A 16,900-nucleotide genomic window follows, 5' to 3' on the forward strand; every position below is an offset into this window, starting at 1 on the left:
AGTTTCATAGTGTTTCGGTGGTCATAGCGTGAGGGAAACGCCCGGTTACATTCCGAACCCGGAAGCTAAGCCTTACAGCGCCGATGGTACTGCAGGGGGGACCCTGTGGGAGAGTAGGACGCCGCCGAACAAATTGTGAAGGAGACCCCCGTGCCATTCGGCACGGGGGTTTTCTGCGTTCAGGGGCCGGGCTTTATCCGGCTACCTTTCAGGTCGGGCGGACCAGTCAGACCGGGCGGCCCGGTCAGGCCGGGCGGACCAATTTCGTGTCGTACGCCAGAATCACTGCCTGCACCCGGTCCCGTGCGCCCGTCTTCGCGAGGATGCGGCCCACATGCGTCTTCACCGTCGATTCGGCCAGATGCAGCCGCGCGGCGATCTCCGTGTTCGTCCAGCCCTGGCCGATGACCGTGAGGATCTGGAGTTCGCGGTCGGTCAGCGAGGTCAGGAGCGGATGCCCGGCCGGGTCGGCCGGGCCCGTGGAGGCCCCGCCGCTCGGCAGCTGGTCCACGAACGCGTCGAGGAGGCGCCGGGTCAGCCTCGGGGCGACCACCGCGTCACCCGTGGCCACCGCGCGGATGCCGGACAGGAGCTCCTCCGGCAGCGCGTCCTTGATGAGGAAGCCCGAGGCCCCCGCGCGCAGCCCCGCGTACGCGTACTCGTCCAGGTCGAACGTCGTGAGGATGAGGACGCGGGACTCCGAGCCGGACGCGACGATGCGGCGGGTGGCCTCGATGCCGTCCATGTCGGGCATGCGGACGTCCATCAGGATGACGTCCGGGCGGATCCCCGCGGCCATGCGGACCGCGTCGGCGCCGCTGCCGCCCTCACCCGCCACCGTCATGTCGTCCTGGCTCTCCAGAAGCATGCGGAAGCCGAAGCGTTGCAGGGGCTGATCGTCGACTATGAGGACGCTGGTCACTGAGCGGATTCCTTCGGGGAAGCGACAAGAGCGGAAACAACGGAGACGGAAGCGGAGCCAGAGGCGGAGACAGGGGCGGAGCCGGCGGACGACGCGGCGGCGCCGGCCGTCGTGCGCGGCAGATGGAGGCGGACCTCCCAGCCGGTGGCGGGGCGGGCGCGCGGGCCGGCCTCAAGCGTGCCCGCGTACAGGGCCGTTCGCTCCCGCATGCCGGTGAGACCGCGGCCGTCGGGGGCCGCCGGTGTGCGGGCCGCGGCGCCCGTGTCCGTGACGGTGACCGTCACCCCGTCGTCGGCGTACGCGATCCGGACGGCCGCCGTCACGCCCGGGCCGCCATGCTTGAGGGTGTTCGTCAGGGCCTCCTGCACCACGCGGTACACCGTGAGTTCCTGGCCCTGCGGCAGGGCGTCGGGGCGGCCGTGGACCGTGGTGTGCACGGGCAGGCCCGCGGACCGCACGCCGTCGATGAGCCGCGTCAGATCGGCGAGCGCGGGCTGCGGGGCCAGGGCCGCGGCCTCCGGGGCGTCGTCGCGCAGGACGTCCAGGAGGCGCCGCAGCTCGGCGAGGGCCTGACGGCTGGTGGAGCCGATGGCGTCGAGGGCCTGCGCGGCGTGCTCGGGGGACTTCGCGGCCGCGTACTTGCCGCCGTCGGCGAGGCCCGTGATCACGGACAGGTTGTGGCCGATGATGTCGTGCATCTCGCGGGCGATGCGGGTGCGTTCGGCGGCCGCGGCGAGCTGGGCCTGCTGGTCGCGTTCGACCTCGAGGCGGCGGGCGCGCTCGACGAGGGCCTGGGTGTGGTCCTGGCGCGAGCGGACGGCGATGCCGAGGAGCGCGACGATCGCGTACGCCCACACCTGCGGCACGATCTGCTGGTCCCAACTGCCCCTCGGATAGCGGACGGTCCCCACGAGCAGCGGCACCAGCATCAGCACGCCCGCCCACCCCAGCGTCCGCAGGGGCAGCCGCAGCGCGACGCCGAACAGGACGATGAGCTGGACGAGGGCGGCCTGGAGCATCGCACCGGTCCCCGCGCTGACCGCGCCGAACGCCACCATCACGACGAGGGTCCCCATCGGGTGGCGGCGCCGCCACAGCAGCGGCAGCGTCAGACCCAGGCTCATCACGAGGACGAGCGGGCCGGGGACGTCCTCGTTGGGCGCGACGTTGCGCCAGCCGCCACCGGCGAAGTCGATGACGCCGGCCGTCACGAAGAAGCCGGTGACCAGGAGGTCCCAGAGCAGCGGGCGGCGCTCGTCGACGGCGCGCACCCGCTGGACCAGGCGCTGGACGTACTGGGTGAGGGGGTGCGGGTCGTGGGCCACGAGCTCATCCTCGTACAGGAGTTCCGTGCGCGGGGGCGGTGCGGGTCAGACGTCGCGGCGCTTGAGGAGGTACGAGGCCGCGGTCAGGGCCGCGAGGGCCCACAGGACGAGGGTGCACAGGGCGGGGCCGGGGGCGATCGTGTCGTCCACGCGGGCGAGGGAGCCGAGGGAGGAGGCGGCCTGGGCGGGGAAGAAGCGCACGACGTCGTCCACGCCGCCGAACGGCAGCGTCCCGACGATCTCCGGCAGGACGAGCACGGAGCCGACGAACGCGCCGATGCCGCCGGGCACCGAGCGCAGCAGCGCCCCGAGCCCCAGGGCGATCAGGCTGAGCAGGGTGACGCCCGCCGCGTTGCCCGCGAGGGCGCCGAGGACGCCGGAGTCGGTGAGCGCCAGCTTCTTGTCGGTGTCCGCGAGCCAGATCTGGGCGGTGAGGAAGGTGATGACGTTGGTGACGAAGGACAGGGCGAACGCCACCGCCGTGAAGACCGCGGCCTTCGACCACAGGACCGGCCGACGGCGCGGGACGGCGGTCAGGGAGGCGCGGATCATGCCCGTCGAGTACTCGCCCGCGGTGACCAGGATGCCGAGGACGGCGAGGCAGATCTGGGAGAGCTGGGTGCCGAAGAGGGTGAAGACGATGGTGTCGACGTCGGAGTCGTCGCCGTCGTACGTGCTGCCCATGGTGATGCCGACCGCGAGGACCAGGGCGCTCGCCGCGAGCACGGTGATCCAGGTGGTGCGCAGCGTCCACAGCTTGTGCCACTCGGAGCGCAGGACGCGGGCCGGGGTGACCCGGTAGGAGGGGGCGGGGGTGGTCGTGGTCATGCCGCGACTCCTTCCAGGGGTGCGGCGTCCGGGGTCACGTACTCGACGGAGTCGTGGGTCAGGTCCATGAAGGCCTGCTCCAGGGAGGCGGTGTGGGGGGTGAGTTCGAAGAGGGGGATGGCGTGGGCGGCTGCGGTGCGGCCGATGTGTTCGGCGTCGGTGCCGCGGACCTCAAGGGTGCCGGGGGCGTCGGGGGCGCCGGTGGCGTCGCCGTCGATGGTGACGCCGGGGCCCGCGAGGAGCGCGGCGAGGCGGGCCGCCGCGGGGGAGACGACCTTCACGGAGCCGGTGCCGGACTCGCGGACGAACTTCTCGACGGTCGTGTCCGCGAGCAGCCGGCCCCGGCCGATGATGATCAGGTGGTCGGCGGTCACGGCCATCTCGCTCATCAGGTGCGAGGAGACGAGGACCGTGCGGCCCTCGGCGGCCTGTGCCTTGAGGAGGTTGCGGATCCACAGGACGCCGTCGGGGTCGAGGCCGTTGACCGGCTCGTCCAGGACGAGCGTCGAGGGGTCGCCGAGGAGCGCCGCCGCGATGCCGAGGCGCTGGCCCATGCCGAGGGAGAAGCCCTTCACGCGGCGGCCGGCGACGTCGGTGAGGCCGGTGGTGGCGAGGACGTGCTCGACGCGGGAGCGGGGGATGCCGTGGGTGTGGGCGAGGGCCATCAGATGGTGGTACGCGGAGCGGCCGGGGTGCAGGGAGCGGGCCTCAAGGAGCGCGCCGACCTCGGTCAGGGGCGCGCTGTGGGTGGCGTAGGCGCGGCCGCCGACGGTGCAGCGGCCGCTCGTCGGGGCGTCGAGGCCGAGGAGCATCCGCATGGTGGTGGACTTGCCCGCGCCGTTCGGGCCGAGGAAGCCGGTGACGGTGCCGGGGTGGACCTCGAAGCTGAGGTCGTCGACGGCGGTCTTGGCGCGGGCGCCGCGGCCGTAGCGTTTGGTGAGTCCCTGTGCGCGAATCATGGGTCGATGGTCGCGGCGGGGCGGGCCGCGGCGCGTCGGACCGGGGTCCTGAGCTCGGGCGGGGCGTAGTACCGGGGTACGACGGCGGGCGGAAAACCGGGCGGCCCCGGGCCGGGGTGTTGCCTAGGATCGGGACATGGAGCACCTCATACGCCCCGTGCGCGGCGACGAATGGCGACAGGTCCGGGCGCTGCGGCTGCTTGCCCTGCGGGATCCGGCGGCCCCGGTCGCCTTCCTGGAGACGTACGAGAAGGCCGTCGCCCAGCCGGACGCGTACTGGCAGGACCGGACGACGAACGCGGCGCCGGGCGGGCCTCTCCGGCAGTTCATCGCGGAGGGCCCGGACGGCGGCTGGGCGGGCTCGGTGACCGTGCTCGTCGAGGAGCCGGGCGCGCAGAGCGTGCTCGGGGGCGGTGTCGAGGTGCGCCAGGCGCATCTGGTGGGGGTGTACGTGCGGCCCGAGCACCGGGGCACGGGCCTGACCGAGGCGCTGTTCGAGGCGGCGGTGGAGTGGGCGCGGGCGGCGGACGGGGCCGGGGTCGAGCGGATCCGGCTCTTCGTGCACGAGGACAACGAGCGGGCCGAGGCGTTCTACCGGCGGTTCGGCTTCGTGCGCAGCGGCCGGTCGGCGTCGGTGCCGGGGGATCCGTCGGCGCTCGAGTACGAGATGGTGCTGGCCCCGGCCCCCGGGCGCTAGCCGATCAGTTCGTCGTGGGGCCAGCGGGCGCGGCCCTGTTCGCGGGAGCGGAGCAGGGCGAGCGTCGGCATGCCCTGGTCGGCGCCGGCGGCGAGGAGCTCCGGCAGCTGGGGGAGCGGGGCGACGGCCGCGACGTCGTCGAGTACGAGGGTCAGGGGCGGGTCGAGCCGTCCGGCGGGTGAGCGGTCGGCGAGGCGGCGGCCGCGCTCGACCATGCTGGAGGCGAGCGCCGTGAGCAGCGGCATCGCGCCCGGGTTCGCCTTGGGGTCCTCGATCGCCTCGCCGACCACGAAGAGGGTGCCGCCCTCGTCGACGAGGGACTCCAGGCTGAGGGAGTCCGCGCGGTTCGGTGTGCAGGACTCCCGTACGTTCAGCGTGAACAGGCAGGACAGGGCGCGGGACGTCAGCTCCTGGGCCATGTCGCGGCGCTCCGCGTACGCGGTGAGCGCGGACTCCAGCTCGCCCGCGGCGCCCGGGGCGGCCTTGGGGTGGGTGCGCAGGACACGGACCGCGTCCTGGACCTGGGTGCCCTGGGCCCAGCGGTGGACGTGCTTCACGGAGCGGCCGTCCACGGCGGCGGCGTGCAGGAAGCTGCGCAGCAGGAGCTCGGCGGTGTCCGCCACGGCCGTGTCCAGCTTGGCGGTGGGTCTTATGGGGGCGAGCAGGGCGCGGGCGCGGTGCGTCGCCGTGGCCTTGTCCTCGCAGCCGGTGGTGGGGGACCAGTGGAGGCGGGCCGGGGTGTCGCAGAGGTGCGCGGGGTCGTAGACGAGGACGGGGCCCAGTTTGGCGCGGGCGTCCTTCGTCTCCTCCCACAGGGTGGGGTCGGAGGTGATGACCAGGGTCGCGGACTCGGCGTCCGCGATGGCCTCCGCGGCGAGGGGGCGGCGGGTTTCGGGGGTGCCGAGGACCAGGGGGGTGCGGGGGGTGGGGACGGTGGGGGGTCGCTTGGCCAGGGCGGCGGCCGGTGCGGGCCATGGCGCGGGCTCTGCTTCGAGCGGTTGCTCCGGGGCGCCGGTGCGCGGCTCTGCGTCACGGTTGCTCGGCGCTGGGGGTTGTGCCCACCCGTCCCGCCCTGCGGGACGATTGCCCACAGCGGGGGCGGGATCGAGGGTGGTCTCGGGGGGATCGGTTCTCGGGGGCTTCGGTGGGGCGGGGGCTTCCGCGTGGCGGGCTGCTCTGCGGACCGCGCGGAAGCGGGTCAGCGTGCCCATCACGAAGATCGTGAGGACGATGAGGACCATCACCTGGCCGATGAGGAAGCCCCAGAAGAGTCCGTAGCCGGAGAGCTGGTCGCGGGGCGTTCCCGGCCAGGCGCCCGCGACGTCGTGGGGTTCCTGGACGAGGTGGCGTACGGCGGGCGGCGTGTTGTTGAACGTGACGTGGTCGGGCCACTCGCCGTGGGCCCACCAGCCGGCGATGCCGGTCGCCGACCACATGAGGAAGACCATGCCGACCACGAAGGCCAGGACGCCCACGAGCAGGGCGTCCGGGACGCCGCGCTCGCGGCCGGGCGGTTCCTGGCGGCGGTCCCGGTAGCGGTCCTGCGCCATGTCACGCCACCGTCGACCGGGAGGACCCGGCGGGGCCCTCGCCCATCTGCTGTTCCATGTACGCCGCCCTTTCCTCCGCCTCCCGTTCGGCCGCCGCGAGGACGTCGTCGGTCGCGAGCAGGTCGCTCGCGGACTCCGTCATGGCGCGGTCGGTGAAGACCAGGGGGCGCTCCGTCTCCGTGATCAGGTGTTTGACCACCTGGACATTGCCGTTGACGTCCCAGACCGCGATGCCGGGCGTCAGGGTGGGGATGATCTCAACCGCCCACCGGGGCAGGCCGATGACGCGGCCCGTGGCGCGCGCCTCGTCCGCCTTCTGGGCGTAGACCGTGCGGGTGGACGCCATCTTCAGGATGGCGGCGGCCTCCTTCGCGGCCGCGCCGTCGACGACGTCCGAGAGGTGGTGGACGACCGCGACGAAGGACAGGCCGAGGCGGCGGCCGAACTTCAGCAGGCGCTGGAACAGCTGGGCCACGAAGGGCGAGTTGATGATGTGCCAGGCCTCCTCGACGAGGAAGATGCGCTTCTTCCGGTCGGGGCGGATCCAGGTGTGCTCCAGCCACACGCCGACGATCGCCATGAGGATGGGCATGGCGATGGAGTTGCGGTCGATGTGGGAGAGGTCGAAGACGATGAGCGGCGCGTCGAGGTCGATGCCGACGGTCGTGGGGCCGTCGAACATGCCGCGCAGGTCGCCGTCCACCAGGCGGTCGAGGACCAGGGCCACGTCCAGGCCCCAGGCCCGGACGTCGTCTATGGCCACGTTCATGGCCTCGGCGGACTCCGGTTCGGGGTGGCGCAGCTGCTCGACGATGTCGGTGAGGACGGGCTGGCGGTCGAGGATGGTCTCGTTGACGTAGGCGTGGGCGACCTTGAGCGCGAAGCCGGAGCGCTCGTCGAGGCCGTGGCCCATGGCCACCTCGATGATGGTCCGCAGCAGCGCGAGCTGGCCGGTCGTGGTGATCGCCGGGTCGAGCGGGTTGAGGCGGATGCCCATGTCGAGGGCGGCCGTCGGGTCGAGCCGGATGGGGGTTATCCCCAGCTCCTGGGCGATGAGGTTCCACTCGCCGACGCCGTCCTCGCCCTGGGCGTCCAGGACGACGACCTGGCGGTCCTTGAAGCGGAGCTGGCGCAGGACGTACGTCTTCTCCAGGGCGGACTTGCCGTTGCCGGACTCGCCGAGGACCAGCCAGTGGGGGGCCGGGAGCTGCTGGCCGTACAGCTGGAACGGGTCGTAGATGTAGCCCTTGCCGGAGTACACCTCGCGCCCGATGATCACGCCGGAGTCGCCGAGGCCGGGTGCGGCCGTCGGCAGATAGACCGCCTGGGCCTGGCCCGTCGACGTGCGCACCGGGAGGCGGGTGGTCTCGACCTTCCCGAACAGGAACGATGTGAACGCGTCCGTGAGGACGGTCAGCGGATCCCGCATCGCACCTTCACACCCCTACCGTTGTGGTTCATCGCCGGATGCCGGTCGCGAACGGCAGCGTGTTCACGAAGGCCCGGTGGTGCTCGCGGTCGCACCACTCCAGTTTCAGATACGACTTTCCGGCCGACGCCCTTATCGTCCGCTTGTCGCGGGCGAGGGCTTCGGGGGAGCGCGACGAGACGGTGATGTAGCCGACGAGGTTGACGCCCGCGGCGCCGCTCGCCAGGTCCTCGCCGCGCTGGTCGAGGCGGGAGTGCGAGGCGATGTCGCGGGGGTCGACGGTGCGGTTCATCTTGGCCTGGCGGCTGGCCTCGGCCTCGTCGTTGGTCTTCTCCGTGAGCATGCGCTCGATGGCGACCTCGGTGGGCTCCAGGTCCATGGTGACGGCGACGGTGCGGATCACGTCCGGGGTGTGGACGAGCAGCGGCGCGAGGAAGTTGACGCCGACGGGCGTCATCGGCCACTCCTTGACCCAGGCCGTGGCGTGGCACCAGGGGGCGCGGGTGGACGACTCGCGGGTCTTGGCCTGGAGGTAGGTGGGCTCCATCGCGTCCAGCTCGGCGGGCCAGGCATTACGTTTCGTCATCGCCTGGATGTGGTCGATGGGGTGGTCCGGGTCGTACATGGAGTGGACGAGCGAGGCGAGGCGGCCCTGGCCGAGCGGCTGGCGCACGCGGATGTCGGCCTCCTGGAGCCGCGAGCAGATGTCGGTGAGTTCGCGGGCCATGACGACGGCGAGACCGGCGTCGCGGTCGAGCTTCCTGCCGCCGTGCGGGCGGGCGGCGCGGGCCATGGCCTGTGCCTCGGCGGCCAGGTCGCGGGAGTAGTGCATGCAGGCGACGAGGTAGGCGCGGTGCTGCTCGCTGCTGGTGGACACCATCGACTGGAGCTCGTCGTAGCTGTGCTGGAGCCAGGGCAGCGCGCGGTCGTCGCCGCGCGCGGCGACGTCCTTGGCGTGCGCGTCGGGGTCGGCGGGCAGCGTGCGGGCCAGCATCTGCAGGCGCGTCACGAAGCCGTCGCCGTTGGCGACGTGCTTGAGCAGGGTGCCGAACCGGTCGACGAGGGCCTCCTGGTCCTCGCTGTCGCGCAGGCCGACGCCGGGGCCCTCGATCTCGATGGCGGCGGTGACGGTGCGCCGGTCGGCGTGCAGCAGGACGGCGATCTCGTCGGGTCCGAAGGGCGCGGCGAGCCAGCTGATGCGGCCGATGCCGGGCGGCGGGCCGATCTCCACCTCGCGCCCGTCGAGGCGGATGCCCGCCTCGGCGGCCGAGGACCGGTAGGTGGTGCCGCGCCGCAGCGACCGCTTGTAGCTCCGGTTGATCTCGAACCACTTGTAGAACGTGCGTCCCTTGTACGGGATGTACACCGCTGCGATGGCGATCAGCGGGAAGCCCATGAGCAGCACGATGCGCAGGGCCAGGAACGGGATGAGGATGCCGCACATCATGCCGAGGAACGCGCCGGCGATGATCAGCGCGATCTCGCCGGTCTCGCGGTTGCGGCCGATGATGGCGTTCGGCCGGGCCCGGCCGATCAGATAGGTGCGGCGGGGCGTGACCGGTGGGGACACATGGGACTGGGTCGTCAACGCCCTTCACCTCCAGTGCTGTTCGTACCGCGGTTGCCCGCGTGCGGGGTGCTCGACGGGCTCGTGCGGGGTGGGGGTGCGGCGGAGGGGACAGTTCCGCCGCCGTTCTGGGCGGGGCCCGCCTGGCGGTGGGCGTGCGAGGACAGGCCGCTGCCGACGGCGTTGGCCGCGGCGGTCTGGGGCGGGGTGTCGCCACCGCCGCCCTGGCCGCCGCCCGCCTTGCCGCCGGGGCGTGCGCTGTGGGTGCGGATGCCCTGGGCGACCCAGGCGGCGGGCGAGTTGAGGGCGGTGGCGGCGCGGTTCTCGGCGCCGCGCATCAGGCGGTTGTTGCGGGTGGCCATGATGTCGTCGCCGAAGCCGGGGATGAACCGGTAGATGGAGGCGCTGGCGAAGATGGCGAGGAGGATCACCGAGAGGCCGGAGACGACGGCGGACAGCGAGTCGGGGCCGTCCTCGCCCTGGAGCGCCCCGGCGACGCCGAGCACGATCACGATGATGGGCTTCACCAGGATGATCGCGACCATCAGACCGGCCCAGCGGCGGATGCGGCCCCAGGTGTTCTTGTCGACGAGGCCCGAGTACACGACGGTGCCGAGCAGCGCGCCGACGTAGAGCATCGCGGCGCGGATCACCAGCTCCAGACAGAGGATGCCGGCGGCGGCGATCGACACGGCGGACACGACGATCAGCATGATCGGGCCGCCGCCGATGTCGGTGCCCTTGTCGAGGGCCTGCGAGAACGTGCCGAAGAACCGGTCGGTGTCGCCGCCCACCGACTTGGCGAGCACCTCGGAGACGCCGTCCGTCGCGGAGACGACGGTGGACAGGATCAGCGGGGTGAACGCGGACGCGAGCACCGTCAGCCAGAGGAAGCCGATCGCCTCCGAGAGCGCGGTGAGCAGCGGTACGCCGCGCACGGCCCGCTTGGTGACCGCGAGCAGCCACACGATCAGCGTCAGGATCGTCGACGCGGCGAACACCACGGCGTACTGCTGGAGGAACTTCTCGTTGGTGAAGTCCACGGCGGCGGTGTCGTTCACGTACTCGGTGAGCTTGTTGACGATCCAGGAGGCGGCGTCGCCGAAGCCGCGGGCGAGCGAGCTGAGCGGGTCGAGCTCGGAGAGCGCCCCGTTGTCGGGCGTCTTGCGCCCGCCTCCGCCGCCTCCGCCGCCTTCGCCTCGTTCGCAGTACTTCTTGGCCGGTCCGCGGATGAGCTCACAGGGGTCGTCGTCGGGCGCGGCGGAAGCACGCGCGGCGAGCAGCAGGAACGCGGTCTGCACCGCTGCGACGGCGGCGGTGAGCGTGACGGCACGACGTCGGGTCTTACCGGGCATAGGTGAACCCTCCGTACTCCTCCACGGCCTTGGCCATGTCGTCCGCGGTGGAAGCGCGCTGATCGCGTCCGACCGGGACGGGACCGTCCTTCTGCTTGAAGTCGGCGACCTTCCAGTCGCCGCCGGTCCAGCGCATGTCGTACGTGTTGGTGAACCAGCTCTCGGTCACGGGGTTCTTGGTGCTCTCACCGGCGAGGCCGAAGAGCGAGGAGTACCAGATCTCGACCGTCGCGGCGTTCCCCGCGAACTTGGTGACCTTGGTGCCGACGGGGATGATGCGGGAGACGAACGTCGTGCCCTTCGGGGCGCTGCCGTCGTTCTCCAGACCGATGCTGTTGAGGAATCCCTTGCCCGTGTACACCTTGTCCAGGGCGGGTCGTCGCTCGGCGGCGGCCTGCGGGGTGTAGACGGCGTCGACGATCCGGTGGCGCTCTGCCTGGTCGAACATGCCGGTGGAGCCGAGTGCCACGGCATAGTTCGCCGTGGCGCTCTGCGCGCCCTGTTCCGTCTTGGCGTAGCCCGTCGGGATGCTCCCGTTCTTGCCGGTCACCGGCTTTTCGCCGGTGGGGGCCGTGGGGGAGGTCTTGGCGTCCTTGTCGTGGGCGCCGCCGCCGTCGCCGTCGGACGACGAGTCGTCGCGGTTCGCGAAGGCGATGGCGGCGATGAGGAGGACGACCACGCCGATGACGGTGACGAGGCTGCGGGAGGAGGAGCGGCCGCCGGGGCGGCCGGATCTGCGGGCGCCGCCGTAGCCGTCCTCGCGCTCCGGGAGCCGTGTGCGCGTCTCGCCGGTACCGCCGAAGAGGTCATCGTCATCGCTCATGCCGCGTACGCCCCCTCAACCTCATCCTTGACCACCACGTCCGCCTGGTGCACCGGATATGACGGTAGCCGTGCTGGTTCCCGCGCGGGCGCGGTGTGGTGACTCGACATCAGGGAGTTGCAACCTCAGCCGGTGGGCACGACGGACGGGGGAGAGAAGGGGGACGGGGGAAGAGGGTGCGCGGGGCGGGGGTCAGACCGCCATGCCGTACACGATGGTGAAAAGCGTGCCGAGCGAGCCGATGATGAAGACACCGGTCAGGCCCGCGATGATCAGGCCCTTGCCCTGCTCCGCGCTGAACGTGTCGCGCAGCGCCGTCGCGCCGATGCGCTGTTTCGCCGCGCCCCAGATCGCGATGCCGAGGCACAGCAGGATCGCCACGGCCATCACGACCTCGATCATCACGCGTGCTTCGTTGCCCAAGCTCCCGAAGGGACCCCAGTCGGGGGCGATCCCACCGATGATGGTGGTGATGTCGCCCTTCTCGGCTGCCATAAGCATGTGTAACTCACCGCCCCTAGTGGGTTGTTCCTGTGCCTCTGCCCACCTCTGCCTACCGCAGTGCAGAGGACGGAGCTCATTCTCGCCGACAATCCGCCCGGCGTGTGCAGCCTTGGCGTCATTCGTTGGCCGACTTCAAACGTATGGTCACTCTATGTATCACGAGGGGTGACGCCGGGCAACGAAGGTCCGGCGTGGCCACTGACGTCACCTCAGAACGAGGCCGGGCCACGCCCTCGGACCGTCCGTCAGGTGAGAGGGCGAGAAGGGCGGTGCGGGGGTCACGTCCGGGGGGAGAGGCCTCCGATTCCGCCGAGGCCGCCGCTGACGACGTAGGTGCAGTCGGTGTAGCGGTAGCCGCCCTGGACCGTGGTGCCGTCGCTGTGGTCGCGGACCAGGCCGGTGCCGCCGGTGCCGCGCTTGTAGAGGAAGTGGTACTCGCCGGGCGGCAGGCGCAGGGTCTTCTGCGGATAGCTCCGGCTCGCCTTGCAGGCCTTGCTCTTGCCCTCGGCCCTGCTGGCGTACGGGGTGCAGCCCGCGCAGGCGCCGAGCTTGACGGTGCCGGTGGCCGGGCCGGTGAAGAGGACCTCGACGGCGCTCGCCCCGTCGTTCTTGACGACGAACTCCTGGCCCGAGCCGGGGCCGCGCTGGGCGGGCAGCTTGCGGCCGGCCTGCGGGCGCTCGGCGGCGACTTCGGCGGCGATGGCGATGGTGCGGGCGCGCTCGCGCTTGCCGCTGGCCCTGTACGTGTCGGCGTAGTCGCGCATCCGCTTGGCGGCCTCGGTGAACTGGCCGTCCTTGAACTCGTCCACGCCGCAGGCGTACTCGCCGGACTGGACGGCGCGCTCGGCCCGGGTGGTCAGCGAGCCGCCCTTGCCGCCGGGCAGGGAGGCGGCGACGGCGCGGACGCGGGTCAGCTTCTCGGTGGCGGAGCAGGGGTCGGGGCCCTTGAGCTCGGCGGTGCGGTCGTCGATGGCGGCGCCGAGGGCGGGGACGACCTTCCGGGCGGCGTCGGAGTCGGGGAAGGTCGTCAGGAGCTCCTGGAGGTGCGTGCCGTCGCCCCGGTCGACGGCCGCGGACCCGCACTCGTACAGGGAGGTCGCGAGCCGGTCGTCGGGCCAGGTGGCGAGGCGGCCCAGGCGGTTCTCGCCGATGCGGCCGGGCAGGGTGCGCAGATAGGTGAGGGGCGCGATGGCCTGGCAGTACCGGCCGTCGGCGTAGGGCCGGGCGACGGCCTTGTAGTACGCGTCGAGGCGGTCGGGCACGCGGTCGGCGGCGCGGGAGCCGCCGTGGTCGCGGAGGAGGTCGCGGTAGGTGTCCAGGGCGGAGCGGTAGGCGCGCTCGGAGCCGGCGAAGTCCTGTCCGTCCTGGTCCGCGACGAGCCGGTCGGCGTCGTCGAGCCGCTCCAGGAGCATGTCCTCGACGGCCTCGTCCCGGGCGGCCTCGTAGGCGAAGGCGCTCGCGGCGGGCACGGCGAGCAGGACGACGCCGAGCGCGGCGGCGAGCGGGGCGCGCAGCCGCCAGGCGAGGGCGGTGCGGCGGGCGCGGCGGGCCGCGTCGGCGGCGGCGAGCGCGAGGAGGGCGAGGTAGCCGACGAGCAGGCCGCCGGGGACGCCGTCCACGTCGGCGGGCAGGGCGACCAGGAGCAGCCCGGCGGTCGCCGCCCAGCACAGGACGGCCGGCAGCCAGGCCCGGATGGCGACGTAGCCGAGGCCGAGGCCGGTGAGGTTGAGCAGGGCGGCGGCGACGGGGCGCAGGGGCTCGGGCGGCGCGGGTGGGGGAGCGGGCGCGGCGGCCGGGGGCTCCAGGAGCTCCGGCGGACCGTAGGCGGACGGCGCGGGGCCGCCGGGGGGCGGGCCGTACGCGGGGGTGCCGTAGCCGCCGGGGGCGCCGTACGCGGGTGCCTGGGGCGGTGGGCCGTACGCGGGCCCGGGCGGCGGGGCGGGCGTGCCGAGGGGCGGTGCGGTGGGCGGGGGCCCGGCGGGCGGCGGCGGGCCGAAGCCTTCCGGGGTGCTGCCGCCGGGGGGAGGCGTGCCTGCGGGGCCGGGCCCGGCCTGGGGCGCCTCGGGCGTGCTTGCGGGGCGGGGCCCGGCTTCGGGCGCGGGCGCGTGCGGGGCGGGTCTCCCGTCGGGCGCCGGTCTGCCTTCCGGCGTGGGCGGGCCTTCGGGCGTGTGCGGGCCTCCGGGCGTCGGCGGGCCTTCGGGCGCGGGCCTGCCCTGAGCGGCCGGTCCGTACGCGGGCGCGGGCGCCTGGGGCGCAGGCCCCCCGCCAGGCACCGGCCTGTCCTCGGGCATGGCCTTGTCCTGGGGCATGGCCTTGTCCTCGGGTGTGGCCCTGTCCGGGGGTGCAGCCCTGTCCGTGGATGCGGCTCTGTCCGTGGGCGCGGGCCCACCGCGCCCCGCCGATCCGCCCTCAGGCGCGGCCCCTGCCCCTCCGGGCGCGGCCCCGGCTTCCGGCCTCGGCCCGTCTCCGGGGCGGTCCTCAGGCCCGGCCCCGGGGGCCTCGGCCCCAGCCCCTCCGGGCGCGGTCCCCGCCGCACGCCGGCCCTCGGGCGTGGGTGTGCCCCCCGTCGGCGGCCTGTCCTCCGGGACCGGCCTGTCTCTGGGGTCGTTGGCTTCCATCGTCGGCTCCCCCCAGCCGTAGAACGCGGTGCGCAGCGCGCCGGGCGCCTCCCCTGCGCCCAACCCCCCTACAGTCCGCCAAAGTTGGCGCTCCGTCAATCGTCCGTCACGGTCAGCGTTCGCAGGAAGCAGACCCGGTCGAGGCCGGGGCCGTCGTAGTCCTTGTGCACGGGGACGCCGCCCGGGCCCACGCCGTCGCCGTCCTGGAGGCGGAAGCCGAGGGCGCGGTGGAAGGCGATGGAGCGCGTGTTCGTCGGGGAGGTCACCGACCGCACCCGGGTGCGCCCCGCGGCGGCGGCGCCCCGGAAGAAGGTCTCGTACAGCTCGCGGCCCACGCCCTGTCCGCGCAGCGCCGGGTCGACGCCCACGAAGTGGATGTACGCCTCGTCGGGGTGGTCGGCGGGGTGGAAGCCGACCAGGAAGGCCCGCACGCCGTCGGCGTCCTCCCGGACGAGGCTCGTACGGGCGAAGAACTGGAGGAACAACTTCGGAAGCAGCAGGGACAGTTCCCGCATCTCGGCGGGGCTGCGGTCGGTCCACCAGGTGCGGACGGCCGCGACGATCGCTGCGTGGTCGCCGGGCTCGGCCGGGCGCAGCCGCGCCGGCAGGGGGTCGTGCGGGTGTGCCGTCATGTCAGTGCCCTTCCACGAAGTGGTCGAATTCGCCCGCGCGCACGCCCAGGACGAAGGCCTCCCACTTCGCGCGGGTCGTCGTGACGACCCGGTCCGGGGCGCCGGTCTCGCGCAGGTGCACCGCGTCGTCGGGGCCGAAGGCGTACTCGATCCAGGGGCCGGGGCCCCGGTCGTCCTCGGGGGCGGCGCGGATCCACTCCAGGTCGGCGGACGGGTCCGGACGGGCGTCGGTCACGGGGCGCGGCCTCCTTCGGGACGGGCGTGCGGATCCGAGTATCCGCCGTGGAACGGAAGATGATCCACCCGGGGCGGGGGTCCCGCATCTACACTGACCCCGGCGGACTCCCGGTGGGCGAGGGGTGGTTGACGGTGCGTAAGACATGGCTGCTCGCGTCCGTCGCGTTCAGTGGCTCGATGGGGTTCATCGGGCTGCTCGTCGTCGGGACCTTCGTCGCCGCGGGCTCGGTCGCCGGGGGCGGCGGGGCGCGGGGCAGCGTCGGTCTCGCCAAGGGCGCGGTGCCCACCACGTACCAGCCGCTCGTGCAGAAGTGGGGCAATCTGTGCAAGGCCATCAACCCGGCCCTGCTCGCCGCCCAGCTGTACCAGGAGAGCGGGTTCAACCCGAGCGCGAAGAGCCCGGCCAGGGCGCAGGGCATAGCGCAGTTCATCCCGGGGACCTGGGCCACGCACGGCATCGACGGCGACGGCGACGGGGACCGGGACGTGTGGGACCCGAAGGACGCCATCCCGTCGGCCGCGTCGTACGACTGCAAGCTCGCCAAGTACGTGAAGGACGCGCCCGGCGACCCGACGAGGAACATGCTCGCCGCGTACAACGCGGGCGCGTACGCCGTGATCAAGTACGGCGGCGTGCCGCCGTACCGCGAGACGCAGAACTACGTCAAGATCATCACGACCCTGGAGAAGAGTTTCGCCAGGCCCGTGGGGCGGGTGAATCCGTCGCGGCAGGCGGCCGGGGCCATCTACTACGCGCAGAAGAAGCTCGGCACCCTGTATCTGTGGGGCGGCAACGGAACCGCCGACCAGGGCGGCCGGTTCGACTGCTCGGGGCTCACGCTCGCCGCGTACCGCAGCGTCGGCATCCCGCTGCCGCGCGTCGCCAACGACCAGTACAACGCCGGGCCGCACCCCAAGCGGGACGAGCTGCTCCCCGGGGACCTGGTGTTCTTCTCCGACGACCTGAGCAACTCGCGGGCCATCCGGCACGTCGGTATCTATGTGGGCGGCGGCTACATGATCGACGCGCCGCGGCCCGGCGCGAAGATCCGCTTCGATCCCGTGGACACTCCTGACTACTTCGGAGCCACCCGAGTGACCGAAGATGGCGCAAAAGCAGTGCCCAGTGAGTCGCCCGAGGAGCGGGAAGAGAAGCCCGAGAAGGACCGGGAAAAGGCCGGTGAGCCGAGCGCCCCGCCCTCCCGCAGGCCCTCCGAAGAGCCCTCGGAAGAGAGTTCAACGGCGCCCTCCGTGCCGTCGGACGCACCGCAGCCGGAGGGCACGGACGTCTGACCGGCGGCCGGAGCGGAGGCGTGCGCCGGGCGCACGCGCCGCCCGAGCTGGCTGGAACGTTCCGCTGAAACACCCCCCTGAGCTGCGGCGATGAGTCTCTCTTCGATAACGTCTGAGTGATCATTCGGTGGAGAGTGGAACGTAGATAAGGGGACTGTGCG

General features: G+C 72.8%; 15 protein-coding genes and 1 rRNA gene. 3 read left to right on the top strand and 13 right to left on the bottom strand.

From position 1 onward, the window contains the following. Positions 1–13 precede the first annotated feature (13 nt). Positions 14–130: ribosomal RNA gene (rrf, locus tag AC5WAM_RS21920) — 5S ribosomal RNA — on the top strand. Positions 131–244: 114 nt separating this feature from the next. Here the strand turns inward: rrf and AC5WAM_RS21925 are convergent. From AC5WAM_RS21925 to AC5WAM_RS21940, 4 genes are read right to left on the bottom strand one after another with little or no spacing between them, the layout of a single operon-like run. Then, positions 245–922 carry a response regulator gene (locus AC5WAM_RS21925; protein WP_495518553.1) on the bottom strand — a complete coding sequence of 226 codons (678 nt, stop codon included), beginning with the start codon at positions 920–922 and terminating at the stop codon, positions 245–247. Beyond that, positions 919–2,247: a sensor histidine kinase gene (locus AC5WAM_RS21930; RefSeq protein WP_495518554.1), complete on the bottom strand. Its 1,329-nt coding sequence runs from the start codon at positions 2,245–2,247 to the stop codon at positions 919–921. The genes AC5WAM_RS21925 and AC5WAM_RS21930 overlap by 4 nt, the downstream gene beginning before the upstream one ends. Before the next feature lie 45 nt (positions 2,248–2,292). Further along, positions 2,293–3,075: an ABC transporter permease gene (locus AC5WAM_RS21935; protein WP_495518555.1), complete on the bottom strand. Its 783-nt coding sequence runs from the start codon at positions 3,073–3,075 to the stop codon at positions 2,293–2,295. Continuing rightward, positions 3,072–4,034, bottom strand: a complete 963-nt coding sequence (locus tag AC5WAM_RS21940) for an ATP-binding cassette domain-containing protein (protein ID WP_366791148.1) — start codon at positions 4,032–4,034, stop codon at positions 3,072–3,074. The genes AC5WAM_RS21935 and AC5WAM_RS21940 overlap by 4 nt, the downstream gene beginning before the upstream one ends. 136 nt (positions 4,035–4,170) lie before the next feature. On the opposite strand from AC5WAM_RS21940, the gene AC5WAM_RS21945 reads away from it, so the two are divergent. Then, on the top strand, positions 4,171–4,731 hold the full coding sequence (locus tag AC5WAM_RS21945; protein WP_366791149.1) for a GNAT family N-acetyltransferase: 561 nt from the start codon (positions 4,171–4,173) through the stop codon (positions 4,729–4,731). On the opposite strand, the gene AC5WAM_RS21950 is transcribed toward AC5WAM_RS21945, so the two are convergent. The 9 genes from AC5WAM_RS21950 to AC5WAM_RS21990 form a co-directional block, all read right to left on the bottom strand. Then, the gene (locus tag AC5WAM_RS21950) at positions 4,728–6,281 is read right to left on the bottom strand and encodes a type IV secretory system conjugative DNA transfer family protein (protein ID WP_495518556.1); all 1,554 of its coding nucleotides are present in this window, start codon (positions 6,279–6,281) and stop codon (positions 4,728–4,730) included. The two genes, AC5WAM_RS21945 and AC5WAM_RS21950, sit on opposite strands and share 4 nt — an antisense overlap. 1 nt (position 6,282) lies before the next feature. Continuing rightward, on the bottom strand, positions 6,283–7,710 hold the full coding sequence (locus tag AC5WAM_RS21955; protein WP_138960498.1) for an ATP-binding protein: 1,428 nt from the start codon (positions 7,708–7,710) through the stop codon (positions 6,283–6,285). 28 nt (positions 7,711–7,738) lie between these two features. Next, on the bottom strand, positions 7,739–9,298 hold the full coding sequence (locus AC5WAM_RS21960; RefSeq protein ID WP_495518557.1) for an SCO6880 family protein: 1,560 nt from the start codon (positions 9,296–9,298) through the stop codon (positions 7,739–7,741). Beyond that, positions 9,295–10,632 (bottom strand): hypothetical protein, encoded by a 1,338-nt coding sequence (locus AC5WAM_RS21965; protein ID WP_366791152.1) that lies wholly within the window; start codon positions 10,630–10,632, stop codon positions 9,295–9,297. The genes AC5WAM_RS21960 and AC5WAM_RS21965 overlap by 4 nt, the downstream gene beginning before the upstream one ends. Beyond that, complete coding sequence (locus AC5WAM_RS21970; RefSeq protein ID WP_495518558.1) at positions 10,622–11,455, bottom strand: DUF8175 domain-containg protein; 834 nt, start codon at positions 11,453–11,455, stop codon at positions 10,622–10,624. The genes AC5WAM_RS21965 and AC5WAM_RS21970 overlap by 11 nt, the downstream gene beginning before the upstream one ends. A gap of 192 nt (positions 11,456–11,647) precedes the next feature. Continuing rightward, positions 11,648–11,956: a DUF8827 family protein gene (locus AC5WAM_RS21975; RefSeq protein WP_030689133.1), complete on the bottom strand. Its 309-nt coding sequence runs from the start codon at positions 11,954–11,956 to the stop codon at positions 11,648–11,650. 281 nt (positions 11,957–12,237) lie between these two features. Continuing rightward, positions 12,238–14,268, bottom strand: a complete 2,031-nt coding sequence (locus AC5WAM_RS21980; protein ID WP_495518559.1) for a hypothetical protein — start codon at positions 14,266–14,268, stop codon at positions 12,238–12,240. A 404-nt stretch (positions 14,269–14,672) separates the two neighbouring features. Next, positions 14,673–15,209, bottom strand: a complete 537-nt coding sequence (locus AC5WAM_RS21985) for a GNAT family N-acetyltransferase (protein ID WP_366791155.1) — start codon at positions 15,207–15,209, stop codon at positions 14,673–14,675. 1 nt (position 15,210) lies between these two features. Next, positions 15,211–15,444, bottom strand: a complete 234-nt coding sequence (locus AC5WAM_RS21990) for a DUF397 domain-containing protein (protein ID WP_366791156.1) — start codon at positions 15,442–15,444, stop codon at positions 15,211–15,213. 179 nt (positions 15,445–15,623) lie between these two features. On the opposite strand from AC5WAM_RS21990, the gene AC5WAM_RS21995 reads away from it, so the two are divergent. Beyond that, positions 15,624–16,739 (top strand): C40 family peptidase, encoded by a 1,116-nt coding sequence (locus AC5WAM_RS21995; protein WP_495523629.1) that lies wholly within the window; start codon positions 15,624–15,626, stop codon positions 16,737–16,739. Positions 16,740–16,900: the final 161 nt, after the last annotated feature.

The organism is Streptomyces sp. JLYT201, from assembly GCF_059448825.1.